The sequence below is a fragment of the Sphingobium sp. GW821-FHT02B05 genome, from assembly GCF_059421905.1.
The window spans coordinates 500,663-526,178 of the sequence record NZ_JBWKVW010000001.1; the positions used below are offsets into that span (position 1 = coordinate 500,663).

Annotated in this window: 26 protein-coding genes and 2 tRNA genes; 11 read left to right on the top strand and 17 right to left on the bottom strand. The window is 65.2% G+C overall.

The features are described from left to right. Positions 1 to 87 precede the first annotated feature (87 nt). The 7 genes from AC07UX_RS02595 to AC07UX_RS02625 all read right to left on the bottom strand — a co-directional run bounded on the left by AC07UX_RS02595 (position 88) and on the right by AC07UX_RS02625 (position 7,007). The gene (locus AC07UX_RS02595) at positions 88 to 873 is read right to left on the bottom strand and encodes a phosphoadenylyl-sulfate reductase (RefSeq protein WP_495190454.1); all 786 of its coding nucleotides are present in this window, start codon (positions 871 to 873) and stop codon (positions 88 to 90) included. Continuing rightward, a complete protein-coding gene (locus AC07UX_RS02600) occupies positions 866 to 1,306 on the bottom strand; it encodes a DUF934 domain-containing protein (protein WP_495190455.1) in 441 nt (146 codons plus the stop codon). The genes AC07UX_RS02595 and AC07UX_RS02600 overlap by 8 nt, the downstream gene beginning before the upstream one ends. After that, the gene (locus AC07UX_RS02605) at positions 1,299 to 2,930 is read right to left on the bottom strand and encodes a nitrite/sulfite reductase (RefSeq protein WP_495190456.1); all 1,632 of its coding nucleotides are present in this window, start codon (positions 2,928 to 2,930) and stop codon (positions 1,299 to 1,301) included. The genes AC07UX_RS02600 and AC07UX_RS02605 overlap by 8 nt, the downstream gene beginning before the upstream one ends. Positions 2,931 to 2,932: 2 nt before the next feature. After that, entirely contained in the window at positions 2,933 to 3,229 is a 297-nt protein-coding gene (locus AC07UX_RS02610; RefSeq protein ID WP_495190457.1) for a DUF2849 domain-containing protein, read from the bottom strand. Continuing rightward, positions 3,226 to 4,041 (bottom strand): uroporphyrinogen-III C-methyltransferase, encoded by an 816-nt coding sequence (gene cobA, locus AC07UX_RS02615; RefSeq protein WP_495190458.1) that lies wholly within the window; start codon positions 4,039 to 4,041, stop codon positions 3,226 to 3,228. The genes AC07UX_RS02610 and cobA overlap by 4 nt, the downstream gene beginning before the upstream one ends. An 86-nt stretch (positions 4,042 to 4,127) precedes the next feature. Beyond that, positions 4,128 to 5,561, bottom strand: a complete 1,434-nt coding sequence (gene astD / locus AC07UX_RS02620) for a succinylglutamate-semialdehyde dehydrogenase (protein WP_495190459.1) — start codon at positions 5,559 to 5,561, stop codon at positions 4,128 to 4,130. A 51-nt stretch (positions 5,562 to 5,612) separates the two neighbouring features. Continuing rightward, complete coding sequence (locus AC07UX_RS02625; RefSeq protein ID WP_495190460.1) at positions 5,613 to 7,007, bottom strand: protein adenylyltransferase SelO family protein; 1,395 nt, start codon at positions 7,005 to 7,007, stop codon at positions 5,613 to 5,615. Between the two features lie 37 nt (positions 7,008 to 7,044). Between AC07UX_RS02625 and AC07UX_RS02630 the strand changes: the two genes are divergently transcribed. The 6 genes from AC07UX_RS02630 to AC07UX_RS02655 all read left to right on the top strand — a co-directional run bounded on the left by AC07UX_RS02630 (position 7,045) and on the right by AC07UX_RS02655 (position 11,891). Beyond that, positions 7,045 to 7,914, top strand: coding sequence for an alpha/beta fold hydrolase (locus AC07UX_RS02630; protein ID WP_495190461.1), 870 nt, complete (start codon positions 7,045 to 7,047; stop codon positions 7,912 to 7,914). Continuing rightward, positions 7,907 to 9,037, top strand: coding sequence for a glycosyltransferase family 4 protein (locus AC07UX_RS02635; protein ID WP_495190462.1), 1,131 nt, complete (start codon positions 7,907 to 7,909; stop codon positions 9,035 to 9,037). Before AC07UX_RS02630 ends, AC07UX_RS02635 begins: the two co-directional genes overlap by 8 nt. 91 nt (positions 9,038 to 9,128) lie before the next feature. Then, on the top strand, positions 9,129 to 10,532 hold the full coding sequence (locus AC07UX_RS02640) for an NAD(P)H-dependent flavin oxidoreductase (protein WP_495191765.1): 1,404 nt from the start codon (positions 9,129 to 9,131) through the stop codon (positions 10,530 to 10,532). Positions 10,533 to 10,534: 2 nt separating this feature from the next. After that, a complete protein-coding gene (locus AC07UX_RS02645; protein WP_495190463.1) occupies positions 10,535 to 10,747 on the top strand; it encodes a DUF2093 domain-containing protein in 213 nt (70 codons plus the stop codon). Positions 10,748 to 11,143: 396 nt separating this feature from the next. Continuing rightward, positions 11,144 to 11,524 carry a VOC family protein gene (locus tag AC07UX_RS02650; protein ID WP_495190464.1) on the top strand — a complete coding sequence of 127 codons (381 nt, stop codon included), beginning with the start codon at positions 11,144 to 11,146 and terminating at the stop codon, positions 11,522 to 11,524. A 211-nt stretch (positions 11,525 to 11,735) separates the two neighbouring features. Further along, complete coding sequence (locus AC07UX_RS02655; RefSeq protein WP_495190465.1) at positions 11,736 to 11,891, top strand: hypothetical protein; 156 nt, start codon at positions 11,736 to 11,738, stop codon at positions 11,889 to 11,891. Here AC07UX_RS02655 and astD (AC07UX_RS02660) read toward each other — a convergent pair. Together astD (AC07UX_RS02660) and AC07UX_RS02665 are read right to left on the bottom strand one after the other, a co-directional pair. Then, a complete protein-coding gene (gene astD / locus AC07UX_RS02660) occupies positions 11,888 to 13,288 on the bottom strand; it encodes a succinylglutamate-semialdehyde dehydrogenase (RefSeq protein ID WP_495191766.1) in 1,401 nt (466 codons plus the stop codon). The genes AC07UX_RS02655 and astD (AC07UX_RS02660) overlap by 4 nt on opposite strands. 5 nt (positions 13,289 to 13,293) lie before the next feature. After that, complete coding sequence (locus AC07UX_RS02665) at positions 13,294 to 14,319, bottom strand: DUF1338 domain-containing protein (RefSeq protein WP_495190466.1); 1,026 nt, start codon at positions 14,317 to 14,319, stop codon at positions 13,294 to 13,296. A 116-nt stretch (positions 14,320 to 14,435) separates the two neighbouring features. Here AC07UX_RS02665 and AC07UX_RS02670 point away from each other — a divergent pair, with 116 nt between their 5' ends. Further along, a complete protein-coding gene (locus AC07UX_RS02670; protein ID WP_495190467.1) occupies positions 14,436 to 15,308 on the top strand; it encodes a LysR substrate-binding domain-containing protein in 873 nt (290 codons plus the stop codon). A 180-nt stretch (positions 15,309 to 15,488) separates the two neighbouring features. On the opposite strand, the gene AC07UX_RS02675 is transcribed toward AC07UX_RS02670, so the two are convergent. Continuing rightward, positions 15,489 to 16,517 carry an SPOR domain-containing protein gene (locus tag AC07UX_RS02675; protein ID WP_495190468.1) on the bottom strand — a complete coding sequence of 343 codons (1,029 nt, stop codon included), beginning with the start codon at positions 16,515 to 16,517 and terminating at the stop codon, positions 15,489 to 15,491. Positions 16,518 to 16,723: 206 nt separating this feature from the next. On the opposite strand from AC07UX_RS02675, the gene AC07UX_RS02680 reads away from it, so the two are divergent. Genes AC07UX_RS02680 through AC07UX_RS02690 form a run of 3 tightly spaced genes read left to right on the top strand, consistent with a single transcriptional unit; the run spans position 16,724 to position 19,365 of the window. Beyond that, the gene (locus tag AC07UX_RS02680; protein ID WP_120249653.1) at positions 16,724 to 17,443 is read left to right on the top strand and encodes an AAA family ATPase; all 720 of its coding nucleotides are present in this window, start codon (positions 16,724 to 16,726) and stop codon (positions 17,441 to 17,443) included. A 13-nt stretch (positions 17,444 to 17,456) separates the two neighbouring features. Continuing rightward, positions 17,457 to 17,984, top strand: a complete 528-nt coding sequence (locus AC07UX_RS02685; RefSeq protein ID WP_495190469.1) for a hypothetical protein — start codon at positions 17,457 to 17,459, stop codon at positions 17,982 to 17,984. A 19-nt stretch (positions 17,985 to 18,003) separates the two neighbouring features. Continuing rightward, positions 18,004 to 19,365, top strand: a complete 1,362-nt coding sequence (locus AC07UX_RS02690) for an SPOR domain-containing protein (RefSeq protein WP_495190470.1) — start codon at positions 18,004 to 18,006, stop codon at positions 19,363 to 19,365. 127 nt (positions 19,366 to 19,492) lie between these two features. On the opposite strand, the gene AC07UX_RS02695 is transcribed toward AC07UX_RS02690, so the two are convergent. From AC07UX_RS02695 to moaA, 4 genes are all read right to left on the bottom strand, one after another. Next, a tRNA-Asn gene (locus AC07UX_RS02695) sits at positions 19,493 to 19,567 on the bottom strand. Positions 19,568 to 19,758: 191 nt separating this feature from the next. Next, a tRNA-Asn gene (locus AC07UX_RS02700) sits at positions 19,759 to 19,833 on the bottom strand. A gap of 77 nt (positions 19,834 to 19,910) precedes the next feature. Continuing rightward, complete coding sequence (locus AC07UX_RS02705) at positions 19,911 to 20,687, bottom strand: NAD kinase (RefSeq protein ID WP_495190471.1); 777 nt, start codon at positions 20,685 to 20,687, stop codon at positions 19,911 to 19,913. Next, positions 20,684 to 21,694, bottom strand: a complete 1,011-nt coding sequence (gene moaA, locus AC07UX_RS02710) for a GTP 3',8-cyclase MoaA (protein WP_495190472.1) — start codon at positions 21,692 to 21,694, stop codon at positions 20,684 to 20,686. The genes AC07UX_RS02705 and moaA overlap by 4 nt, the downstream gene beginning before the upstream one ends. A gap of 135 nt (positions 21,695 to 21,829) precedes the next feature. On the opposite strand from moaA, the gene AC07UX_RS02715 reads away from it, so the two are divergent. After that, positions 21,830 to 23,875: a putative bifunctional diguanylate cyclase/phosphodiesterase gene (locus tag AC07UX_RS02715; RefSeq protein ID WP_495190473.1), complete on the top strand. Its 2,046-nt coding sequence runs from the start codon at positions 21,830 to 21,832 to the stop codon at positions 23,873 to 23,875. Here the strand turns inward: AC07UX_RS02715 and AC07UX_RS02720 are convergent. From AC07UX_RS02720 to AC07UX_RS02730, 3 genes are all read right to left on the bottom strand, one after another. After that, positions 23,872 to 24,267 (bottom strand): MAPEG family protein, encoded by a 396-nt coding sequence (locus tag AC07UX_RS02720; RefSeq protein ID WP_495190474.1) that lies wholly within the window; start codon positions 24,265 to 24,267, stop codon positions 23,872 to 23,874. The genes AC07UX_RS02715 and AC07UX_RS02720 overlap by 4 nt on opposite strands. Positions 24,268 to 24,365: 98 nt before the next feature. After that, positions 24,366 to 25,103, bottom strand: coding sequence for a TorF family putative porin (locus tag AC07UX_RS02725; protein ID WP_495190475.1), 738 nt, complete (start codon positions 25,101 to 25,103; stop codon positions 24,366 to 24,368). After that, complete coding sequence (locus tag AC07UX_RS02730; RefSeq protein ID WP_495190476.1) at positions 25,090 to 25,500, bottom strand: hypothetical protein; 411 nt, start codon at positions 25,498 to 25,500, stop codon at positions 25,090 to 25,092. The genes AC07UX_RS02725 and AC07UX_RS02730 overlap by 14 nt, the downstream gene beginning before the upstream one ends. Between the last annotated feature and the right edge of the window lie 16 nt (positions 25,501 to 25,516).

Sequence of the window (25,516 nt, forward strand, 5' to 3'; positions counted from 1 at the left end):
GCGACCATCAGGCCGGGATCGACGTGCCATAGCGGGGCACGGCGGGGCATGGAACCCTGCCGGCCGATTTTGCCGTGGAAATATATGTCAGAAGGCGGGCAGGTTGGCGGGGTCTTCGGGATCGGCCACCGGGATTGGTGTGACGGGCGAATGGATGCCACATTCCACCTTGTCCCACCCGCGCCAGCGGCCCGCGCGCGGATCCTCGCCCGGTTTCACCTTCGACGTGCAGGGTTCGCAACCGATCGACAGATAGCCCTGCGCCTCCAGCGGGTGGCGGGGCAGGTTTTCGCGATCGAAATAGGCTTCCAGATCGGTCTTGGTCCAGTCGCCCAGCGGGTTGAGCTTCAACCGGCCATCCTCCACCTCGAACCGTGGCAGGTTCTGGCGCGTGACCGACTGGAATGCCTTGCGGCCCGAAATCCAGGCGTCCAGGCCGTCCTTCGCCCGCTTCATCGGCTCGACCTTGCGGATTTCGCAGCAGCCGTCGGGGTCGTAGGACCAGCGCAGGCCCGTTTCGTCCTTCTTCGCGATGACATCGGCGATCGGCGCGACGGTACGGCTGTCGGTAAAGCCCATCCGCGCGATGAGCGTGTCACGATAGTTCAGTGTTTCAGCGAACATCTTGAGCGTATCGACGAAGATGACCGGAACGCTCCTGTCCGCCTTGGCCACCAGATCGAGCAGGACCGCACTTTCCGTGCCGAAGGAGGAGACGACGGCGACATTGCCGGCGAGCTTCTCCGCAAACACGGTCTTGAGCATGGTCAGCGTATCGACGCCCTCGAACCGCGCGTTAAGCGCGTCGGCGTCCGCCTGGGTGAAGGCGGGACGGATGTCGATCATGTCGATCTGGCGGGCAGGTTCAGCCATATATTTTCTCCGGGTGCCGTTTGGCCCAAATGGGCTGGCGGCCATCGATCGCCTTTTGATAGACGTCGGCATAGCGGTTGAGCGCGCGCTCCACGGCGGCGTCATCCAGCGGCTTTGCGGGGTGAAAACTGTCGAAGCCGCAGCGGCGCATGGCATTGATCTGATCGACCAGGACATCGCCGACCGCGCGCAACTCGCCCTGATAGCCCGATTCCCGCAGGATGCGGGCGGCGGAGTAGCCGCGCCCGTCGCCGTAGGCGGGGAAGTTCACCTCCACCAGCGACAGGCGGCCGAGATGGGGCAGCAGTTCGCGGGCATCCTCGCCCGGTTCGATGCGCACGGCGGTGGCGTTGGACTGGCCCGTGAAGCACTCCACCGTGACGGCCGGTTCCTGGGCGGATTCGCCGTCGCGGAAGGACAGGAACTCAACCATAGATCGCCTCCTTGAAGGGCTTCATGCCGATGCGGCGATAGGTGTCGAGGAAGCGTTCACCGCTGGTGCGTTCGGCAAGATAGATGTCCGTAACCTTCTCGATCGCATCGACCACGCCGTCCTCGGAAAAGCCGGGGCCGGTGATCTGGCCGAGCGAAGCGTCTTCGGCGCCCGATCCGCCGAGCAGCAGCTGGAAATTCTCCACGCCCTTCCGATCGACGCCCAAAATGCCGATATGGCCGGCATGATGGTGGCCGCAGGCGTTGATGCAGCCGCTGATCTTCAGCTTCAGTTCGCCCAGTTCCGCCTGACGTTCCGCGTCGGCGAAACGCTGCGCGATCTTCTGCGCCAGCGGGATCGAACGCGCATTGGCGAGCGCGCAATAATCGAGGCCGGGGCAGGCGATGATGTCGGTGATGAGGTCGAGATTGGCTTCCGCCAGCCCGGCTTCTTCCAGCTTCTGCCAGATGGCGTGAAGGTCCGCCTTCTTCACATGCGGCAGGACGAGATTCTGCGCATGGGTAACGCGCAGTTCGTCGAGACTATATTGTTCGGCAAGGCTGGCGACCAGTTCGATCTGCTCTGCCGACGCATCGCCGGGGATGCCGGTCAGCGGCTTGAGGCTGATATTGACGATCGCATAGCCGGGTTGTTTGTGCGCCGCGACCTGACGGTCGACCCACAGGGCAAAGGCCGGATCGGCGCGGTCGATATCCTCGCTCAGGCCCGCCTCATAGGCCGGGTTGGCGAAGAAGGCGCGGATGCGGGCCAGTTCCTCGACCGGCGGGTTGAGGCCGAGTTTACGCATATGCGCAAATTCTTCCTCGACCTGGCGCTTATATTCTTCGACGCCGATTTCGTGGACCAGGATCTTGATCCGCGCCTTGTACTTGTTGTCGCGGCGGCCATAGCGATTGTAAACGCGCAGGCAGGCTTCGAGATAGGAAATGATCTCGTCCTCGGCCACGAAGTCGCGGATCAGCGGGGCGACCATCGGGGTGCGGCCCATGCCGCCACCGGCATAGACTTCGGCGCCGACCACACCGTCCTTCGACACCAGCTTCAGGCCGATATCATGCAGGCGCATCGCCGCACGATCGTCGTCCGATGCGATCACGCAAATCTTGAACTTGCGCGGCAGGTAGGTGAATTCCGGGTGGAAGCTCGACCATTGGCGCAGCAGCTCGGCCCAGGGGCGGGGGTCCGCGACCTCGTCGGCGGAGACGCCCGCATATTGGTCGGAACTGATGTTGCGGATGCAATTGCCGCTGGTCTGGATGGCGTGCATCTCCACCGTCGCCAGTTCGGCCAGGATGTCGGGCGCATCGGCCAGCTTGATCCAGTTATATTGGAGGTTCTGGCGCGTGGTGAAGTGGCCATAGCCCCGGTCATATTTCGCCGCGATCTCGCCCAGCTTGCGCATCTGCTTGCCCGACAGCGTGCCATAGGGGATGGCGACGCGCAGCATATAGGCGTGGAGTTGCAGATAGAGGCCGTTCATCAGCCGCAACGGCTTGAACTGATCCTCCGTCAGGGCGCCGGTCAGGCGGCGCTGCACCTGGTCGCGAAATTCATCGACGCGGGCATCGACGATGGACTGGTCGTAGCTGTCATAGCGATACATGGTCAGATCACCCAGTTGCCGGCGTCGGCATCGTTCGGTTTCAGGGTCAGGTCGGGGCGGACCGTCGGGCCAAGGGCGCGGATGCGGTCCTTGATATGGGCCGGGCGGACGCCGTCTTCCGTGACGGTCGCGTCGATCACATAAGCGCACACGACGTGCAGCGCGGCTTCCTCCGTACGAGCGAGGTCTGCGCCATGGTCGCCGACATCGGTGCTGTCGCCCACCTGCCGCGACCAGCCATCGCCCGCCCACCAGATGACGTCACCGCTCACCAGGTCATTGCCCGTCAAAATCTTCATTCTACCCTTTTCCCATTCAGGCCGGTCGTTGCCGCGCCCTTCATGTTCATAGCCGTATCGCGATAGGCGATCAGCACGTCGCGCGCCAGCGCATGGGCGGCGACTTCGCCGACCACGATCAGCGCCGGGCTGACCACCTGTTCGCGCCGTACCATGTCGCCCAGATCAGCGAGCAAGGTCCGCAACGTGCGCATGTCGGCGCGCGTCCCATTTTCCAGCACAGCCACGGGGATTGCTGGCGATACGCCGTCCGAGATCAGCTTGTCGGCGATGTCGGTGGCAGTCGCAACGCCCATATAGATGACGAGCGTGCGTCCCTTGCCCGCTAGGCCCGACCAGTCCTGATCCGTCAGCCCTTTGCACTGGCCCGCGACGAAGCTGACTGCGCTGGATGCGGCGCGATGGGTGAGGGGAAGTTGCGCCGACGCCGCGCTGCCGATCGCAGCGCTGATGCCCGGCACGATATCCACCGGCACGCCTGCGGCGCGGCAGGCTTCGACCTCCTCGCCACCCCGGCCGAAGATGAACGGATCGCCGCCCTTCAGCCGCACGACATGGCGGCCTTCGCGGGCAAGATCGACCAGCAGGGCGTTGATCGCCTCTTGCGGCATGGAATGGCGTCTGCGCTGCTTGGCGACGGAAATCAGGTCTGCGTCGGGTGAAGCGAGCGCCAATATCTCGTCGGAGACCAGCCCGTCATGTACGACGACCTCGGCGCGGCCGATCAGGCGCGCGGCCTTGATCGTCAGCAGGTCCGGGTCGCCGGGGCCTGCGCCTACCAGATGGACTGTCGAGGGTGCTGTATCAGCCATGGTGGCCAGATGGCGAAAGCGGCGGCCAAGTTCAATTCAGAATGGGTATGGAGGGGGTTAGGAAATGTTTTGCACCGGGCCTTGCGTCAATCGCCCATGACGCTGACGTCGATATCCTTGAGCCCCACGCCGATGGACGCGCGAGGCGTCTCGATTTCCGCCGATACGACCGGGTAGGCGCAATAGTCGGCGGCATAATAGGCGCTGGGCCGGTGATTGCCCGATATGCCGGTACCCCCAAACGGAGCGGAGGAAGAGGCGCCGTTGGTCGGGCGGTTCCAATTGATGACGCCGGCGCGGATATTGGCCCAGAATTGATTATATTGTTCGGGCGATCCGCCGATCAGCGATGCGGACAGGCCGTACCGCGTATTGTTGGCCTCTGCGATCGCGTCCCCGAAATCCGACACGCGAATGACCTGAAGCAGCGGGCCGAACAATTCGATATCCGGCCGTTCGTTCATGGCGGTGACGTCGATAATCGCGGGCGTCAGGAATGGCAGGCCCTTCTTCGGTCGTACCATATGCTTGATCGGCTTGCCGCCGTTGCTCATCAGGTAGAGGAAGCTTTCGGTCAGTCCGTCGGCGGCCTGATTGTCGATGACTGGCCCCATATAGGGAGCAGGGTCGGCGTGCGGATGATCGACGACCAGCCGGTCGGCGAGCTTCTTGATTTCGTTCACCAGCCGGTCGGCGATGCTGTCCCGCACGATAAGGCGGCTGGCGGCAGTGCAGCGCTGGCCGCTGGTCATGAATGCCGACTGTACCACCAATGTCGCCGCAGCGCTGATTTCGGGCGTGTCCCAGACGATGACCGGGTTGTTGCCACCCATTTCGAGGGCCAGAATCTTCGAAGGCTGGGCTGCAAATTGGCGGTTGATCGCGATGCCGGTCTGGGCCGACCCAGTGAACAGGATGCCGCCGATATCGGAATGGGCGGCCAATGCCTTGCCCGCGTCCGTCCCGCCGATCAACAGGCGCACGACGTCCACCGGCACGCCGGCTTCATGATAGAGTTTCACCAGAAATTCGCCGACGGCGGGTGTTTTTTCGGAAGGTTTGAACACCACGGCGTTACCAGCCAGCAGGGCCGGTATGATATGCCCATTGGGCAGATGAGCGGGGAAATTATAGGGGCCAAGCACCGCCATCACGCCATGGGGCTTATGTCGGACCGACTGGCGCGCACCCAGCGCTGCTTCCAGCCGGCGTTGCCCGGTGCGTTCGGAATAAGCCGCGACACTGATATCGACCTTGCCCATCACGGCGGCGACTTCGTTGCGGGCGTCCCACAGCGGCTTGCCGGTTTCGCGGGCAATCAGGTCGGTCAGCGCATCTTCATGCTTTCGCACGACATTGACGAAGCGGCGTAGCGTTTCGATACGATAGGCAATCGGCTGGGCCGCCCATCTGGGCCAGGCAGCGCGGGCGCGGGCGACCTCTGCATCGACGTCGCCGGGTTCGCCCTGCCAGAGCAGGGTGCCGGTGGCAGGTTCATGGGATGTAAGCGGCGCGACCATTTGGGGATCGCTATGGCGGAAATTGGTTAAGGAAAGAAGAGAGGCCCGCGCTCAAATGGTCGCATTTGCTTGCAGCGCTTCACCCATCCGGCGGATCGCGGCGACCTTGGCGTGGAGCAGGGACCAGTCATCATCCTTGTCGATCGCGCCCCAGATCGCCTCAACCTCGTCAATGTGCATGGAGCAGGGGGTGTCGTCGGACCAATAAGCGTGGTTTTTCGCGCCGGCCACTGGAGTGAATTCGGCGATCGCCTCAAACAAGGGTGTCCAGCCAGCATCGCCATAGGATGTCTTGTCGCGGGGCGTGCCGCCGCGCCAGTCGTGGAAGAAACGGTCGATCGGGGTGCCGGTCGTCATCATGGCGCGGACCGCGGCCTCGATCATGGGGCCGGCATCTGGGCCTGGCTCCACACCCAGCCGCCAGCAGAATCGGCGCTGCATCGCCTCCGCATAGAGCCCCGGAAACCGCTCCAGCTGCGCGATCAGCGGCGGCGCATCCGTCAAAGCCCGAAGCGATATAGCCAGTTGGGCAACGTCCCAATGGATGGCTTCGGCCTGCCGTCCGAAGGCGTATAGGCCCTGATGGTCGAAATAGGCGGCGGTGAAACTGGCGTCCCACAACGGCGTAAAGCGCCATGGGCCATAGTCGAAACTCTCGCCCGTAACATTGATATTGTCGCTGTTGAGGACGCCATGGACGAAGCCTGCCACCATGTAGCTAGCGGCAAGGTCGGCGGTGCGCTCCACCACGCGGCCCAGCAATTGCGCCGGGGGATTGTCGCCGGGTTGTTCCCCATACAGGTGGGTGAGGGCATAGTCGGTCAGTTTCTCCAGCAGCGCCTTGTCTTCATGGAAGGCCGCGCGCTGGAAGGAACCGATGCGAATGTGCGAATGGCTGAGGCGCACCATCGCCGCGCCGCGCGTGGGGGATGGCTCGTCATTGCGCTCCAGCGCTTCGCCCGTTTCGATGATGGAAAAGGTCTTGGACGTGTTGACGCCCAGCGCCTCCAGCATTTCGGTCGCCAGGATCTCGCGCACGCCGCCCTTCAGCGTCAGCCGCCCGTCGCCGAAGCGGCTATAGGGCGTCTGGCCCGATCCCTTGGTCCCCAGGTCCAGCAGCCGGTCCCGGTCGTCCCGCAATTGCGCGAACAGGAAACCGCGCCCGTCGCCGATGTCGGGATTATAATGGCGGAACTGATGGCCATGATAGCGTAGCGCGAGTGGCTGGGGCAGGCTGCCCTCCAGCGGCATGAAGCGGCCGAAATGGGCGATCCATGCGTCGTCGCTCAGGCCGTCCAGGCCCACCGAGGCGGCGGCCCGGTCGTTGCGGTAGCGCAGGATGGTCTGCGGAAAGTCCGCCCCCGCGACGGGCGCGGCGATATCGGGCATCAGCGCGTCGATTTCGGTTGCGGGGCGATATTTGGCGGCTTGCGGCATCTGGATCATATGGCGATATGGGGGAAGGTCACCTGAAGGATCAAGCTTGAGCGGCTATAAGGACGGATATTGGTGGTCGCCCGATGGACTTCGGCTCCATTATCGCGACTATGAGGGCGGCGATGATCGCCGCCCGCCCTTGCTCTGCCTGCCGGGGTTGACCCGTAACGCGCGCGATTTCGAGCCGCTGGCGGGACGACTGGCGGGGGAGTGGCGGCTCATCTGCCCGGACATGCGCGGTCGCGCCGAAAGCGCCTATGCCAAGGACGCGATGACTTATGTCCCGCTGACCTATTTGCAGGATATCAGTCGCTTGCTGGCCGATCTGGCCATCACCCGATTCGTGGCGGTGGGGACGTCGCTGGGCGGGATCATCACCATGTTGATCGCCGCCACCCACAAGGAATGGCTGGCCGGCGCGCTGCTGAACGATGTCGGCCCGGCATTGGACGAAGGCGGGCTGGACCGTATCCGCTCCTATGTCGGCGTCGGCCAGTCGCACCCCACCTGGGTCCATGCCGCACGCGCGCTGGCGGAGGCGAATGCGGACGTCTATCCCGGCTATGATCTGGAGCAATGGCTGGCCATGGCCAAGCGGCTCTATCGGCTGAACAGCGGCGGGCGCGTCGTGCTGGATTACGACATGAAGATCGCCGAGCCGATCCGTGCCATGGGCAGCGAAGCAGGCGTCGATATGTGGCCGGTGATGCAGGCGTTCCAGGGGATTCCGACCCTGTTGTTGCGCGGCGAGCGATCCGACCTGTTGTCGGCTGCTTCGGCGCAGCGCATGGCAGGCGGGATCGGGGCGAGCGCCGAGCTCGTCACCGTGCCTGGGGTCGGCCATGCGCCGGCACTGGACGAACCGGAAAGCGTCGCGGCGATCGACCGGCTGCTGGCGCGGGTGACGCATGGATAGGCCGCCGCACATATTGCATGTCCATGGCAGTTTTACATTAGGGGGCAAGGAAGCGCGGGCCGTGCGCCTGATGAACCTGTGGGGCGACAGGGCGCGGCACAGCATCGTGAGCGCCGATCCGCAGGCTATGGGCGCGCGCGATGCGATCGATCCGTCGATCAGGGTGGATTATCCCGACAGCCCGTCCTTCGCCGGCAAGCCGGGGCTGGCGCGCTATCGGGTCATCACCGCTTTCCTCAAGCAGTTCGACCTTGTCCTCACCTATAATTGGGGGTCGATGGACGCAGTGATGGCGCACCGGCTGGCGGGTGCGCCTGCCAGCCTTCCTCCGCTGATCCATCATGAAGATGGCTTCAACGCGGACGAGAATAATGGCTTGAAAACCAAGCGGAACCTGTTCCGCCGCGTCGCCTTGCGGCGCACACATGCCATGGTGGTGCCATCGCTCCGGCTGGAGGGCATCGCCCGTTCTGTCTGGAAGCAGCCGAGTGAACGGTTGCACCTGATCCGCAACGGGATCGACGTCGATCGCTACAGGGCGGCGCCGGCACCCGACGCGATCCCCGGCCTCGTGCGCACGCCCGGCAAGTTGCTGGTCGGCACGCTGGCGGGTTTGCGCGCGGTCAAGAATATCCCGCGCCTCGTCCGCGCCGTCGCTGCGCACAAGGACCGGTTGCAGCTGGTCGTGGTGGGAGAGGGGCCGGAGCGCGCGGCGATCCTGGCAGAGGCGGCCGCGCATGGCCTGAGCGACATCCATATGGCGGGCTTCATGGACCGGCCCTGGCGCTTTGTGGGCCTGTTCGACATGTTCGCCTTGTCATCCGATAGCGAGCAATTTCCCATCTCTCTGGTGGAGGCGATGGCGGCGGGCGTGCCGGCGGCTTCCATGGATGTGGGCGATGTCGCCAATATGGTCGCGCCGGAAAACCGGCCATTCGTGGTGGGGGATGAGGGCGCGCTGGCCGACGCGCTGGGCGTTCTTGCGGGTGACGCGGATCTGCGCGCCCGGCTGGGTGCAGCGAACCGCCAACGCGCCGCCCGCGACTATGCGGAAGAAGACATGGTAAATGCTTATGCACGCCTTTACGGCGAAGCACTGGCCAGCCCCATGATTTTGCGCTAGGGCGCGCGGAATTCGTCATAGACAGCCAAAGCTGCTATAGGGTCGCTTTTTACCCGGTCGAGGGGGCCGGGCCGTTGTGCAGGAGATGTCGTTGTTCAAGGGGTTGAAGCCTATCGTCTATGGTGGCCGCGAAGTGTGGCCGATAGTCGAGGGTGGCAAGGGCGTTGCCGTATCCAACCATAGCAGTTCCGGTGCCTGGGCGGCGGCCGGCGGCATCGGCACCGTGTCGGCCGTGAATGCCGACAGCTACGACAGCTTCGGCCATGTCATCCCTCAAATCTATCATGGCCGCACCCGTCGCGACCGGCATGAAGAACTGATCGCCTATGCCATCGACGGTGCCGTCGAACAGGTGAAACGCGCGTTCGAGATCGCCGGCGGCAAGGGCGCGATTAACATCAACGTCCTGTGGGAAATGGGTGGCGCGCAGCGCGTGCTGCATGGCGTGCTGGACAAGACGCGAGGCATGGTGGCGGGCGTCACCTGCGGCGCGGGCATGCCCTATAAGCTGAGCGAAATCGCGGCCTCCTACAATGTCAGCTATCTGCCGATCGTGTCCTCCGGCCGCGCGTTCCGCGCGCTGTGGAAGCGCGCCTATTCCAAGGCGGCAGAATGGCTGGCGGCGGTGGTCTATGAAGATCCCTGGCTGGCGGGCGGTCATAACGGCCTGTCCAACGCCGAAGATCCGCGCGCACCGCAAGACCCCTATCCCCGCGTTCGCGACCTGCGTGCCACCATGCGCGAAGGTGGCATTTCGGACGATGTGCCGATCGTGATGGCTGGCGGCGTCTGGGCGCTCAAGGACTGGAACGACTGGATCGACAATCCTGAGCTGGGTTCCATCATGTTCCAGTTCGGCACCCGCCCGCTGTTGACGCAGGAAAGCCCGATCCCGCAGGATTGGAAGGACCGCCTGATGCAGTTGGAGCCGGGCGATGTGCTGTTGCACAAATTCTCCCCCACCGGTTTCTACAGCTCGGCGATCCGCAATCCCTTCCTGCGCGCGTTGGAAGCGCGGTCGGACCGGCAGATCCCGTTCAGTACCGAACAGGCTGGCGACCATACCCATCAGCTCGACGTGGGCGTAAAGGGCAAGAACTTCTGGGTGACGCTGGGTGATCTGACCCGTGCGCGCGAATGGTTTGGCGCGGGCTTCACCTCCGCGCTCAAGACGCCGGACAACACGCTGGTCTTCGTCACCGAAGAAGAGAAAGCGGAAATCCGCAAGGATCAGACCGACTGCATGGGCTGCCTGTCGCAATGCAGCTTCTCCAGCTGGATGGACAGCGAAACCAACTCGACCGGGCGCCTCGCTGATCCGCGCAGCTTCTGCATTCAAAAGTCGTTGCAGGAATCGGTCCATGGCGGCGACCTGGACAAGAATCTGCTGTTTGCCGGCCATGCCGCCTATCGGTTCAAGCAGGACCCCTTCTATTCGAACGGGTTCGTGCCGACCGTGAAGCAGTTGGTCGATCGCATCCTGACCGGCGACTGATCGTGACTGACCTTCCGGGGCTGGCAGTGCTGCATTATGGCGCTGCGGATTTCGAAGTCGTTCGGCCGGGGCAGTTCGTGCTCTGTGCCGTTTCGGGCGCGCGTATCGATCTTCACGATCTGAAATATTGGAGCGCCGAGTTTCAGGAGGCCTATCGCGGTCCGCAAGAATCGACTCGATCCTTCCTTGCGCATCGCGGTCCGGAATTTCCGTAAAATAACAGCCGTTATCGTTCGCAATAAGCGGCTAGGGGCGTGGAACGATCGTTCAAGGGGTGGTGAATGTCCATTCATCGCCCTTTTTATGCGCCCCGTCGTAACTTTCCTGTTCCGGCACGGTAAAAACTGATGTAATCTTTCCCCAGAGGCGACGCAGATCGCCCCTTGTGGAAGGATGTTATCTGATGTCTCGTATCGACGTCTTTGGTGATCGTATTTGCATCGTGTCGAGCCTGCTGATCGTGGGCTGGTTCCTGTACAGCACGGTCTTCTGATCCCGCTGCGACCGACTATCGCCTGATGGCGGGGTTCAACGCTGCGCGTGGTCAAAGCGCCATGCTCCGGCATTGCAATGCTGTGCCTTCGTCGATCAGTCATGGGTAGGAGACGCTGATGTTCAGCCATATCATGGTCGGCGCCAACGATATGGCGGCGTCCAAAGCCTTTTATGACGCGACCTTCGGCACGATGGGAGCCAAGCCCGGCGTTTTCGATGACAAGGGGCGGGCCATCTATCTGCATGACGGTGCATTGTTTCTCGTGACGAAGCCGATCGACGGGGCGGGCGCCTGCCACGCCAACGGAGGGACTATCGGTTTCAAAATGGCCTCGCCCCAGGAGGTCGACGCCTGGCATGCGGCAGGTGTGGCGGCGGGCGGGGCTGCATGCGAAGACCCGCCGGGGGTGCGCGAAGGCGGGTTCGGCAAGCTTTACCTTGCCTATCTGCGCGATCCGGCCGGCAACAAGCTGTGCGCGCTGAATCGCATCGGCTGACCGTCTGATCCGCTCAGGCAGGCAAGCGGCGCTGGAGATGGCCCAAGCAAAGCTATGTCGACACTGCCGATCGCACTGGTAGATATAGCCGCGAGCATTTCGCTCCGCGGCTTTTGAAGGATGTCAGCTTGCTCCGCGTCACCAACGGCTAAAGCGCACGGTGCCGAAGCGACCACGCCAGGTTTCGTGTTCCCTTGCAAAGGAGAAGACGATGACCCGCACGACCCAAGACCGCAGCCAGCCCCGGATCACCCAGCCGGCGGATGCCCCATATCTTCCCCATAGCAGCTGGACGCGCGTCGAGCGCAAATCCGCCGCGGTCGAGGCGATCACGCCGGCCGATTTCTGGGCGCGGCTCGGGCTTTAGGCCCCCAGTCCGTTGACCGGAACGGCCGCGACCCCGTCTGCCTCGAAGCTGGCAATGGGGTAGGCGCAATAATCGGCGGCATAATAAGCGCTGGGCCGGTGATTGCCCGATGCGCCGAGGCCGCCGAAGGGCATGTTGCCTGCCGCGCCGGTGGTCGGCCGGTTGCGGTTCACGACGCCGGCGCGGCTTTCCTCCACCACGCGCTGCCATAGCCTTTCATCCTGCGAGATGAGACCGGCCGACAGGCCGAAGCTGGTGGCGTTGGCGGCCGCGATCGCGGCGTCGAAATCGGGCACGCGGATGACGGTCAGCACGGGCGCGAAAATCTCCGCGTCGGGAGCGGTCACGCCGGTCATGTCCAGCAGGGCCGGCGTGACGAACGCGGCGCTGCGGTCGGCCATGCCGTCAAAGGGACGGATGACGCGGGCGCCCCGCGCAACGAGATCACTGACGGCGCGATGGGCGGCGGCGGCGGCCTGATCCGATATGAGCGGTCCCATGAAGGCCTCGCCCGTTTCGTTCCAGGCGGCGATCGGCAGGCGGGCGGCCAGGGCTGCGGTCGCCTCCACGATGGCGTCGCCTGTTGCGCCGTCCGGTACGATCAGCCGGCGGGCGCAGGAGCAGCGCTGGCCAGTGGTGATGAAAGCCGAATTGACGATGATCGAAGCGGCAGCCTCCGGACTGTCCCAAGCGATCAGCGGATTATTGCCGCCCAGTTCCAGCGCCATGACGACATGGGGGCGATCGACCAGCGCGCGGCGCAGCGCCGCACCTGCGCCGGCCGATCCGGTGAAGAGCAGGCCGTCAATGTCGCCGGCGACCAGCGCTTCGCCGGTGGAGCGGCCCCCCTGCACGACGGTCAGCAGGCCATCGGGCAGGCCCGCCGCCGTCCAGGCATCGGCCATGGCCGCGCCGGTGGCGGGCGTGATCTCGGATGGCTTGAAGACGATGGCGTTGCCCGCGATCAGGGCCGGGACGATATGGCCGTTGGGCAGGTGGCCGGGGAAATTATAAGGGCCAAGCACCGCCATCACGCCATGGCCACGATGGCGCAAGATCGCGCGGCCGAAGGGCATGTCGGCGGAACGTTCGCCGGTACGTTCGGCATGCGCCTTGATCGACACGTCGACCTTGGCGATCATCGACCCGATTTCGGCGTCGCTTTCCCAGAGCAGCTTGCCCGTTTCGCGCGAGATGAGTTCGGCCAGCGCGATGCGGCGTTCGCCCAGCACGGCGGCATAGCGGCGGGCGATGGCGATGCGGTCGTCCACGGGCAGCGCCCGCCAGCCGGGCAGGGCGGTACGCGCGGTGGCGATGGCGCGATGGCAATCATCCGCACTCGCGACCGGGCCTTCCCAGATGAGTTCGCGTGAGGCCGGATCGAAGGATTGTAGCATGGCGCTCACCGGTTCGCCCCTTCAGCGCTCGTCATCGCGAAGATGCCGGTGGCGTTGCCGGTATCGAAGGCGAGGTCGAGCCGGCCCGTTTCCGGGTCGATATCGCGGCTGATAAATTCGTAGAAGGAGCCGGGCACCGAGCGGAACTCGCCGTCGGCGAAGGGGCGCTCCACGCTGTCGGCGCGGAAGGCGGTCTGGCGTACGCGACCGCTGGCGGAGATTTCCAGCTTTGCCTTCATCGGCCTGTCTTGCGATTTCAATCGTTCGGCCAGTGCCGCGACGTCTGCGACCCGGTCGGTCGCATGGTTGAAGCCATTGCCTTCCGTCGCGATCCATGCGGCTTCGTTGGAGCGGGAGAGGAGCAGTTGATAATCCTCGAAAGCGGGCGGTTCATGCTGGCGGTCGAAAGCGGAGAGGATGACCGGTAGGGCGGCAATTGCGACAGCGAATTGGACAGGCATATCGCGTGCATATCGTGCCAGCACATCCTTGGTCGCATCGTCCAGCGGGTCGCGGCTGGTGCCGAAGATGCGGGCGGCGGCGTCGGCAAATTCCTCGTCGAACCGGTCGACATGCAGTTCGGACAGGAAGAATTGCGGGATCGCTTCGGGGAAGTCGCGATGGCGATAGGCGCGGCCCGTCATGCGCAGGCGGTCGAGCGGATAGAGCGCCGCCATCTCATAGCCCAGCGGCAGGAAGATGCGGGTGAAGGCATCCTCGCCGCCCGGCAGCGCACCGGTCGGCCCGGCCGGAAAGCGGATGGAGCGCAGCGCGCCATGGTCGAACACCACCTTGCCGCCGCGCGCCAGCGTGTCGGCGACATAGGCGTTGCCGCTCGGCACCCGGCGCAGCAGATCGTCGAACAGGGCGACGTTCATGGCCATGGCGAAGGCGGCGCGGGATACGGTATCGCCGCGCTGCGCCAGCAGGGCGGGGTCGATCGCCAGCATGTCCAGCGTCTGCCGGCCGACGTCATCGCCCAGAGTCGCCATGACCAGTGTCTCAATCGTACCCATATTCTCATTCGACATGATATGCTCCGGATGACAGCGCCATTATCGCAGGATAAGCCGGATATTCAAAATGGTGACCTTTCATCTGTTGATGCGAGTTTGGAATGAGTGGTTCCAGGACATATTTGCCGCCGATGCAGGCGCTGATCGCGTTCGAGGCGGCGGTGCGCCATGGCGGCTTTTCCCGTGCCGGCGAGGAGATCGGCCTGACCCAGAGCGCGGTCAGTCGAAAGATCGCGCAACTGGAAGATATGTTGCAGACGCCCCTGTTCGATCGGATCGGGCGACGGGTGCGGCTCAATGAGGCGGGGCGTGCCTATGCCGGCGAATTGCTGCCGGCGCTCGACAGCATCCGCCGGGCGACGGCGCGGGCATCGGCGCGACCATCGCAGACGGCGTTGCGCGTGGCGACATTGCCCAGTTTCGGGATGCGATGGCTGGCGCCGCGGCTACCGCAACTGACGGCGCGCCATCCCGACCTGGTGATCGACTTCGCCGCCCGGTCGCAGCCTTTCGATTTCGGGCATGAGGATTTCGATGCGGCTGTCCATTTCGGTGTCGCAGCCGATTGGCCGGGCGTGGCGATGGATTTCCTGTTTCGCGAGGAGGCGGTGCCGGTCTGTGCGCCGGCCTGGCTTGCGGCGCATCCGCTGCGCGAGCCGGGCGATTTGCTGGATGCGCCGCTGCTCAGCCAGATATCGCGGCGGGATGCCTGGGCGCGGTGGCTGACGATGGCGGGCGTGGATGCAGGCGGGCTGGCGCAGGGGCCGGCCTATGAGCATTTCCTGATGCTGGCGCAGGCCTGTGCCGCCGGGGTCGGGGTGGCGTTGATCCCCAGTTTCCTGATCCGGCCGGAACTGGAGGCGGGGACGCTGGTCATTCCGTTCGCCCGGCCGCTATCGACCGAGCAGGCCTATTATCTGGTCTATCCCACAGGCGCGCTCGGGGCGGGGCCGCTGGCGCAGTTTCGCGACTGGATGATGGAGCAGGCGCGCATGAGCAGATAACATCGAGGCGCGATGGCGCTGACCTATATGTGGCGTTCTCCGGCGCGGGCTGCGGGGGTAGTTGGGACCGTCGAACTGGACCCCGGCCTTCGCCGGGGAACGCAGAACAACAGGCTCAGCCGGGACGGGGGGGTGTAAGCTAGATTATCCCGCTTGGGTAACAGCCAGCCCCCAAACCTCTTACATCCTCTTGGGCATGCAGTCGCCGCCGGCGGCCTTGATCGCGCCGCAGAGGCGCGCCGCGTCGTTGCTGCTGGCGATGGGGCCGGCCTGAAGCCGGGTGACGGCACCGGCCTTGACCAGATAGGGTTGATAGGCGGACAGGCCGCCGACCTTGCGGCTGAGCTGGGTCCACAAGGCGCGGGCGCGGGCGTCTTCGCTGAAGGCGCCGAGCTGGACGCGCCAGCCGCCCGATGCGGCCGGAGCCGGCGCGGCGGCCGCCTGACGGACGGGGGCAGGCGTGGGCGCGGCGGGCGTCGGTTTGGGCTTGGCGGCGGCAGCCTGCACCGGCGGCTTTGCCGCAGCGGGGGTCGGTCTGTGCGCGGGTGGGGTGCTGACGGAGGGCGGGCGTTCGGCGGTGCGGACGGCAGATTCGCCACGTGCAGGCGCAGGCGCTGGCGTCGCGGCGGCAAGGGCGGCGCTGCCATCGCCCTTTTCCATCCCGGCGGCCATAGCCAGCCCCTGCTTGCGCTGATCCTCCGGAATATATTTGTCCATCTGCTCCAGGCTGGTCGCAGCCTGCGGCAGGCCGGACGCCGACGCACGGGTCATCAGCGCATAGGCGCGGACCCAATCCTTGCCGATGGTGTCGCCGTTGAACAGGGTTGTGCCCACGATATATTGCGCGCGAGCCTCGCCGCGCATGGAGGCGCGTTGCAGATAGGGCATGGCGGCGGCACGATCGCCCTGCTGGAACATCAGCAGGCCCAGATTGTCCTCGGCGCGCATATGCCCCTGCGCCGCAGCCTTGCGATACCAGTCGATCGCGGTGTTGACGTCGGGCTGCACGCCGCGACCCAGCTTGTAGGCCTGGCCAAGGTTGAACTGCGCGTCGGGATCGCCGGACTGGGCGAGGGGACGCCATTCGGCGATCGCCTTGGCATAGTCGCCCTGCTGCCAGGCATCGACGCCGGTTTTCACGTCCGCCTGCGCAGGCAAGGTCATACCCAGCATCGCGGCCAGCGCCGCCATTCCCAACACATGCTTCATATGCACAGGCTCCAGTGCGAAAGAATAATTGACGACCGCAATGGCAAAATAAGGTTAAGCCGATGTTAGCGTAACGGCAAAAGACTGGATAGCGGCTTAACTGCGGCCGGCGTCGTCCGTCATGAAGTTTCGCGCGCCATTAACCAATTTTTAGCGGCAGTCGTGCCAATCCCGCCCGGAACTGGATTTTTCCTGGGGGGAAATGCGTGCGGATCTTGGCAATGGCGTCGCAAAAGGGCGGATCGGGCAAGACGACCTTGTCGGGTCATCTGGCCGTGCAGGCGCAGCGTGCCGGGGCCGGCCCGGTCGTCCTGATCGACATCGATCCGCAGGGATCGCTCGCCGACTGGTGGAACGAGCGTGAGGCGGAATTTCCCGCCTTTGCCCAGACCACGGTCGCACGCCTGGCCGCCGACCTGGAAATATTGCGCCAGCAGGGTTTCAAACTGGCCGTCATCGATACGCCGCCTGCCATCACCATGGCGATCCAGAGCGTCATTTCCGTCGCCGAACTGATCGTCGTGCCGACCCGTCCCAGCCCGCATGACCTGCGCGCTGTGGGCGCCACGGTCGACCTGTGCGAACGGGCCGGTAAGCCGCTGATCTTCGTGGTCAACGCCGCCACGCCCAAGGCGCGCATCACGTCCGAGGCCGCCGTCGCCCTATCGCAACATGGCACGGTCGCGCCGGTGACGCTGCATCATCGCACCGATTTCGCCGCGTCGATGATCGATGGGCGCACCGTGATGGAGGTCGATCCCAAGGGCCGCTCCGCCGCAGAGGTGGAGGCGCTTTGGTCCTATGTGTCGGATCGGCTGGAGAAGAATTTTCGCCGCACGGTCTTTTCCGTGCCCCAGGGCAGTGTCGGCACCCTGGGTGCCGCGCGTCCCGCCGGTGGTGGCTTTGGCCGCCGTGTGAGCCAGTAAGGGAGCAAGGCAGATGGCCGAACCCAAACCGCTCGCGTCGCTGACATCCGGCCTGCTTGCCCGAAAGGGTGCAGCCCAGCCGGCGATGCGCCGTCCCATGCTGGGCTTTGGCCGGGCGCCGATGTCCGCCGTGCAGCAGGACGATCTGGGCTGGAACGACATGGGCTTCGATGTGGAGCCGGTGCATGAACCCGTCGAGGAGCCGGCAGCACCGATCGGCCTGACGCCAATGGCGCCGGTGATCCCGGTGCCGCCAGTGGTGGAAGAGCGCAAGGCGCTGGCCAAGCGGCTGGCCGCCAAGCCGGTGAAGGCCAAGGCCGAAAAGGCCGTGGTCGAGCAAGCGGCGCCGATCAACAAGCGCAAGGCCGCCTTCACGCTGCGCCTGGATGCGCAGCGGCATCTCAAGCTCCGCCTCGCCTGCGCGATTACGGGCCGTCCGGCCCAGCAGATCGTGACGAAGGCGCTGGACGATTTTCTCAATGACCTGCCGGAGATCGACCGGCTGACTCAGCAGCTGCCGCATATGCGCGACGGCCAGTGAACGAAGGGTGGGTGAATTCATGAAACGCACGACATTAGGAAAGGCGGCTCTGTCATCCCTGCTCGTCGCCACCACCATGGTCGGTTGCACCGGCGCGGCGTTCCGCCCGTCGGCGTCGGCCGTGCAGCAGAAGGGCAATCCGGGAAAGCTGGCCGCAGCCGCCGAAAAGGCGCTGGCCGACCGCAACGGTAGCAAGGCTGTGGAAGCGGCCGAAGCGGCGGTGCAGTTGGAGCCGCAGAACGCCGCCTATCGCCAGATTCTGGGCCGTGCCTATGTGCTGGCCGGTCGTTTCGCGTCGGCGCAGACGGCGCTGAGCGATGCCATGACGCTGGGCAACACAGATGCCAGCACCGTCGTCAGTCTGGCCTTGGTGCAGGTGGCGCAGGGGCGTGCAGATGATGCGCGCAACCTGCTGGTCGCCAATGCCGGCACCGTGCCGGCCAGCGACTATGGCCTGGCCATGGCGATGGCGGGCGACCCGGCCGAGGGCGTGCGGATCTTGTCCGAAGCGATCCATGATCCGTCCGCGACCGTACGTACGCGCCAGAATCTGGCCTATGCCTATGCATTGGCCGGCCGCTGGAAGGATGCCCGCATGATCGTGGGCATGGATATGCAGCCGCTGGACGCGAACAAGCGTATTTCGGACTGGGCACAGATTGCCGAGCCGTCGCTGGCGCCGATGCGCGTCGCCGCGCTGATGGGGGTGACGATCAACGAAGCTGATGCCGGCCAGCCGGTCGCATTGGCGCTGGCGCCCGCTGTTGCCGATACGCCGGTGCAGATGGCGGAGGCGGCGCCTGAAGGCGTGCCTTTGCCCGCAACCCGGTCTTTCACGCAGCCCGAACCGCCGGTGCAGATGGTGCAGGCCGTACCGGTGTCGCAGCCGTCGATTCAGGCTGCGCCGGTCGTCAAGGCATCGGCCAGGCCGGTGCGCGTCGCTGCGCGCGATTTCATCATCGAAGATCATAATGCGCCCAAGGGCCGGACAAAGGCGCAGTCGGCCTCTGCCGTCGCCACGCCTGTCGCGCGGATGCAGCAGGCCGCCTTCATCAAGCCGGTCGCCAATGGCGCGAGCAATTGGGTGGTCCAGCTGGGCGCCTATGACAATGCGGCGATCGCGAAGGAAAAATGGCTGGCCATGGCCGGGCGCAGCAGCACGCTGGCGGCTTTCCCAGTGCTGACCAGCCAGGCGACCGTCAACGGCAAGGCCTATCATCGCCTTGCTATCAGCGGTTTTGGCAGTCGGACGGATGCGATGACGGCGTGCCGGACGATCCGTGCGCAGCGCGGCCAGTGTTTCGTCAGGGAAAGCGCCGTCGGCGCGACGCCGCAGCGTTGGGCCGTGGCCAGCCGGGGGCGCCAGTTCGCATCGCGCTGAATTTCATCTCCCAAACGTGACCTTCAAGCGCGCGAGGCCTTCGGGCTTCGCGCGTTTTTTCTTGAGGACAGGCGAAGGCGTGGCGGCGTAGGCCGGGCGCTGTGCTGGTCGATGCTGGTGGAAAATGTGGCTCCCCGAGTAGGATTCGAACCTACGGCCATTCGATTAACAGTCGAATGCTCTACCGCTGAGCTATCGGGGAACAGCCGGCTTTCGCCGGGCAGGCCGCGCCTATGCCTTGGCCCGGCAGGAATGGCAAGAGCCAAGAATGCTTAACGTCTGAAAAATATCGCATCAAAGCAAGGCGATGTGTTCAAAGCGCGATAGGGGGCAGCCGATGTGGCGCGGGTCGCTCGGTCTCTATGGAGGCCGGCGCTATGGTCCGGAAAAATGTGGCTCCCCGAGTAGGATTCGAACCTACGGCCATTCGATTAACAGTCGAATGCTCTACCGCTGAGCTATCGGGGAGCAACCCGCTCTCGCTGGGCAGGCCGCGCCTATAGCAGCGGGTTTCCGAATATGGCAAGCGCCAAATGACGGAATTTTTACGCGATGAACTGTTCGGCCGCGATGCGGTCGTCCAGCGTATGTTCGGGATCGAAGAGCAGGGTAAGCGGCGTCGCGCGGTCGATGCCGATGTCCACCTGCGCTACATCGCGCACTTCGCGCTGGTCGGCCACGGCGCTGACCGGCCGCTTGACCGGATCGAGTACGGTGAAGCGGATGGCGGTATTTTCCGGCAGGATGGCGCCGCGCCAGCGACGCGGGCGGAAAGGGCTGATCGGGGTAAGCGCGACGAGGCCCGATCCGAGCGGCAGGATGGGGCCGTGGGCGGACAGATTATAGGCTGTGGAGCCGGCCGGCGTCGCGACCAGCACGCCGTCGCACACCAGTTCTGGCAGCACCGCGCGACCGTTCACCTGCACCTCCAGCTTGGCGGTCTGGCGGGTTTCGCGTAGCAACGACACTTCGTTGATGGCCGGGATTGAGAAACGCTCGCCATCGACCGTGTCGACGGTCATGCGCAGCGGATTGACCTTGAAGCTCTTGGCCTTTTCCAGACGCTGGTCCAGCCGTTCCAGCCGCCATTCGTTCATCAGGAAGCCCACGGTGCCAAGGTTCATGCCGAAAATCGGAATGATCCGCCGTGCTTCCAGCATCGAATGGAGCGTCTGGAGCATGAAGCCGTCGCCGCCCAGCGCGATGATCATGTCGGCCTGATCGAACGGTACGAATTCGTAGGCGGCACGGAGGCGCTCCTCCGCGGCGCGGGCTGCCTGGGTGGGGGACGCGACCAGCGCGCGCCTTGGTTCGCCGTTCATCCGCCAGTGACGCTCATATGGCGTCGAGTGGCAGCGCCCATGCCTGCGCCGATGCGAAAATCATGGGCGGCGGGCTTTAGCCGCAGCGCCCGGTCGATCAGCGGGTGCACGGCGGTAACGCCCTGTTCGCGCAAAGCGGTTTTGAAATCGACATGGTCCTCGTGCCCCAGGCACATGAATATCTTGCCTTCGCACGTCATGCGGATGCGGTTGCAGTCGGCGCAGAAATTCTGCGTCAGCGGGGTAATGAGGCCGAGCCGGATGCCCATCCCCGCCACGGCATGATAGCGGGCCGGGCCGCCAGTGCGGTCGGCAAGCGGGGTTAGCGCATGGTGCCCGCCAATCACTTCGGCCACCCGTGTCAGCGGTAGATAATGGTCGGTACGGTCTTCGCCGGTATCGCCCAGCGGCATGGTTTCGATCAGCGTCAGGTCGAAACCCTGTTCGCCGCACCAGCGCAGCATCGGCAGGATTTCATCGTCGTTGACGCCCTTCAGCGCGACCATGTTGATCTTGACCGCAAGGCCGGCGGCGCGCGCGGCGTCCAAACCGTCCATCACCTGTTCGATCCGGCCGCCGCGCGTCACATGGGCGAAGCGGGCGGGATCGCGGCTGTCCAGGCTGACATTGATCCGCCGCACGCCGGCGTCGGAGAGCATGGCGGCATGTTCCGTCAGCCGCGTGCCATTGGTGGTAAGCGTGAGTTCGTCCAGCCCCGCCCCCAGGTGTCGGCCGATACGATGCACCAGATCGCCAATGTCGCGGCGGACGAGCGGCTCGCCGCCGGTCAGGCGGATCTTGTTGATGCCGCGCGCGATGAAGAGGTCGGCCAGAAGCGCGATCTCCTCCAGCGAGAGAACCTGGTCCTTGGGCAGGAACTGCATCCGTTCGGCCATGCAATAGCGGCAGCGAAGGTCGCAGCGGTCGGTGACCGATATGCGCAGATAGCTGATCCGGCGGCCAAGGCCGTCGGTCATCGGCGCGCGCGAAGGGTCGGCCATAACCATGCCGACTAGCTAGGCGATGGACAGGGCCGGTGCAAGGGGCACCCGATCCGCAGTGATGGAAGTTGCGAGCGAGGCAAGAGGACGGTAACGCCTGTTCGGTAAAGACGTTGCGATGCGCGGCGGCGGGGACAGGCATTGACAAGCGGGGATCAGAGCGGCGGCGATCAGAATGGCGGCGGGCAGGGCAGCGGGGGCCAGCGCAGCCTGTTCATCCTGTCGCCACGCGACCGGGACGGGCTGATCCAGATTGCGCAGTCTCTTGGCTGGCGCGCGATCGGGGCGCGGCGGCACAAGGATGCGCCGCAACGCTATCTGCACAGCGAAGCGCAGATTGCGCTGGTCGATCTGCGCGGAGGTGGCGATGTCGGCAATCTGCTGGCGCCTCTGGTCCCGGCGATGGAGGCGGGCGGCGGCGCGATCCTGATCCTGGTCGACGACCGCCATCTGGATCAGGTGCCTGCGCTACTGGCGGTCGGGGCGACCCATTATCTGGCCGGGCCGGTGACGGACCTGCGCCTGAATGCGGCGTTGACATCAGCGCATCGGCTGGTCGAGCGGCTGGGTGGCGGCGTTGCCCATAATCAGCGGGCGCAGCGTATCCGACGCGGGGACGCGCTATACTGGGCCTTGGGACATGACGGGCTGCTGCGGTTGAGCGACAGCCTGGCGCAGCATCTGGGCATAGAGGAAGCGCGGATCGCGCCGGCGGCGCTGATCCGGCGCCTGCCGAGGGTGGAACGGCGGACGGTGCTGGCCGCGCTCAGGACGATGCGGCAATCGGGGCGTCCGGCCGTGCTGGCGCATGGATTGCCCGCGCGGCCGGGGCAACGGCTGGTCCATCATCTGCGGGAAGGCGATGGCGCCATTGCCGCCGATGTCGAATGGCTGTCGGACGGGCAGGCGCAGGATGGCGGCAGCCGCGATCACCTCACCGGATTGCGATCGCGGCAGGCGGCGCTCGACTGGCTGGACCGGCGGGCGGGGTTGCCGACGACGATCCTGCTGCTGTCGATCAGCCAGTTCGACCGGATGAACGCCGCCTATGGTCAGGTGGTGGGCGACGCGCTGCTGGGGCGGATCGCCCGGCGCATCGAGCGGATGGTGGACGATGTCGCACCCGGCACCATGGTCGCGCGCATCGCCGGGACGGAATTTCTGGTCGGGCTGACCGGCGAAGTGGCGGGCAGCGACCGGGCGACCTTCCTGGCGCGGCAATTGATCGGCGCGGTCGGGCAACCGTTCAGCGCCGGCGATCACCTCATTCGCCTGATCGCCCGCTGCGGCATCGCGCAGGCGCGGGCGGAGGACGATGTGACGCAATTGCTGCGCCGCGCCGGCACCGCTTTGTCCGATGCACGGCAGGCGGGCGGCGAGGGCATCCGCATCCTGTCGGCCGAAAAGCAGAGCCGGCAGGTGGATGCCGACCGGTTGGAAACCGACCTGCGGCTGGCGCTTGACCGGGGTGAGATCAGCATCGTGTTCCAGCCGCAATATCCCGTCGATTCCGACAGGATCAGCGGCGTCGAGGCGCTGGCCCGTTGGAACCATGCGCATTACGGGCCGCTGGGCGCGGGCATATTGTTCGCCACGGCCGAGCGGTCCGACTATATGTTGCCGCTGTCGGCCCATATCCAGGCAGAAGCGTTGCGACAGGCGGCAGCCTGGCCACGAGCGCTGGCGGAGTTGCGCCTGTCCATCAACGTGACGGCGGCGGATATCGCCCAGCCGGGCTTCATGGCCGATTTCCTGGGGCTGGTGGATCGCAGCGGCTTCCCCCGGTCGCGGCTGACGGTGGAGATTACCGAGAGTGGACTGATCGAGGATGTCGGCGCAGCGTCGACGCTGCTGACGGCGCTGCGGGCCGAGGGGCTGGGGGTCGCGATCGACGATTTCGGAACGGGCTATTCCAGTCTGGCCTATCTGAAGAACCTGCCGCTCGATTATCTGAAGATCGACAGCGGGCTGGCGCAGGATATCGCCGGGACCGCGCGGGACCGGATCATCGTGCGCGGGGTCATCCACATGGCCAAGTCGCTGGGGCTGAAGGTCATTGCCGAAGGGGTCGAGACGGAAGAGCAACTGGCGCTGCTGTCGCGGGAAGGCTGCGACTATTATCAGGGGTTCCTGCGGTCGGCGGGGGTATCTTCCGCCGACCTCATCAATCTGGTGCTGGCCGGTTAAAGGCCGAGCAGCGGCCAGAGGGCGATCAGCAGCCCCACCAGGCTGGCGATGAAGACAATGGTGCGGACGACCGGCACGCCAAAACCGTAGAGCGGCAAATAAACGATCCGGGCGCTGAGCCAGATCCACCCGCCCATCGCGGTCCATTCGCTCGTCCGCCCGGCCACGACCACGCCGATCAGGGCGACGATGGCGATGGGCAGGGTTTCCTTGTAATTGGCTTCGGCACGGGCGAGGCGGCCGGCAAGGGGGTTGAGCGGCGGCAGGCTTTCGTCGCGCGCGCCCATATTCCATTTGGGGCCATATTGCTTCGTCTTCACATGGGCGGCGGCGAAGATGTGGACGAGGAGCAGGATCATGCCCCAGGCGATGATGGTCAGTTCTACAGGCATGATGATGTCCTCCCGCTGCGCTTGTAGCAAGGCGGGATGATGTAGGACAGGGCCGTGGCTTCCGTTTCTCGACAGGCTCGAAACGAACGGACGGTGGCTTACAGCGTGAAGCCGACCCGTGCGATCACGGTGGCGCCGACATGGGCGCCGTCCGGGGCGTTTATATCCGTGTCGGCATAGCGCAGGCCGGCGGACCAGCGACCCCGATACCAGTCGAGCGCGACGCCATGGTCCCAATAGCTGCCATCCGGGCGCAGGCGTGCGGCACGCAGGGGATCGCGCACATCGCCCGACGACCGGCCGACATGGCCGGACAGGGTGAAGGGCGTGCCGGGGATGCCGACCGCCGCGCTGGTCGAAAGATAGAGATTGTCGCCGCCGATCGCCGATTGGCGCGGGGCGTATCGGGCGCCAAGATCGACGTTGGCTGGGCCGAGCGTGAAACCGGCGATTGCGCCGACTTCGCCATAGCCCTGGTTCGACGCGCCGGGGAACAGGTGGTAGCGCCCTTCGGCGGTCAGTCGGAAGCCGCCCAGATCCTTGGCATAGGTCGCGCCGAGATCCAGCACGGCGTCAGCGCCGCCATGGCGGTTGCTGCCCCAGAGCGTAGTGGCCGTGCCGTCGAGGTTGAGGCCTTGGGCGATGGGCACGGACACCGCGCCGCGCAGCACCGGATCGCCATCGCTCCAGCTGAGGCCGCGACGGCGGTCGTCGCTGGCGGCTTCGAGCGTGACGGTGGCGCCGGAAAGGCTTTGGGCGGTGGCCACATGGGCATGGCCGGCGAGCAGGAACGCTCCCAGCCATGCCGAGCGGCGAAAACGATCAGTTGGATGCAAGATTACGTACCGAGTCCAGTTCAGCCAGAAGAGGCGCGCGGTCGGCCTGAGCGACTGCGACCAGATGCGCTTCTATCTTTTCGCGATGCTGAGCAAGGTTGCGTTCGCCCGAATTGCGACCGGGCGTGCAGGCGCCGGCTTCGCTGCCCGAAAATGTCGTTTCGGTGGCGATGGTGCGGGCGAGCGCCGGGCCATGATCCAGCTTGCGATCGACGACGATGGTCGCGGTCCACTGGCAACGCTGGTTGTCGGTGCGGTTGGGGGTCTTCGCGCCGATCGTCTTGGTGCGCATTTCGGTACGGGCGGTGTAGGTAGCGCCCAGTTGCTGGCCGTGATGCTCTATGGCGACGCTGTGCGACGCGGCGGCGGCCGCCAGCGCGATTAGGGTGATGCTCATGGTCATTCTCCTGCTG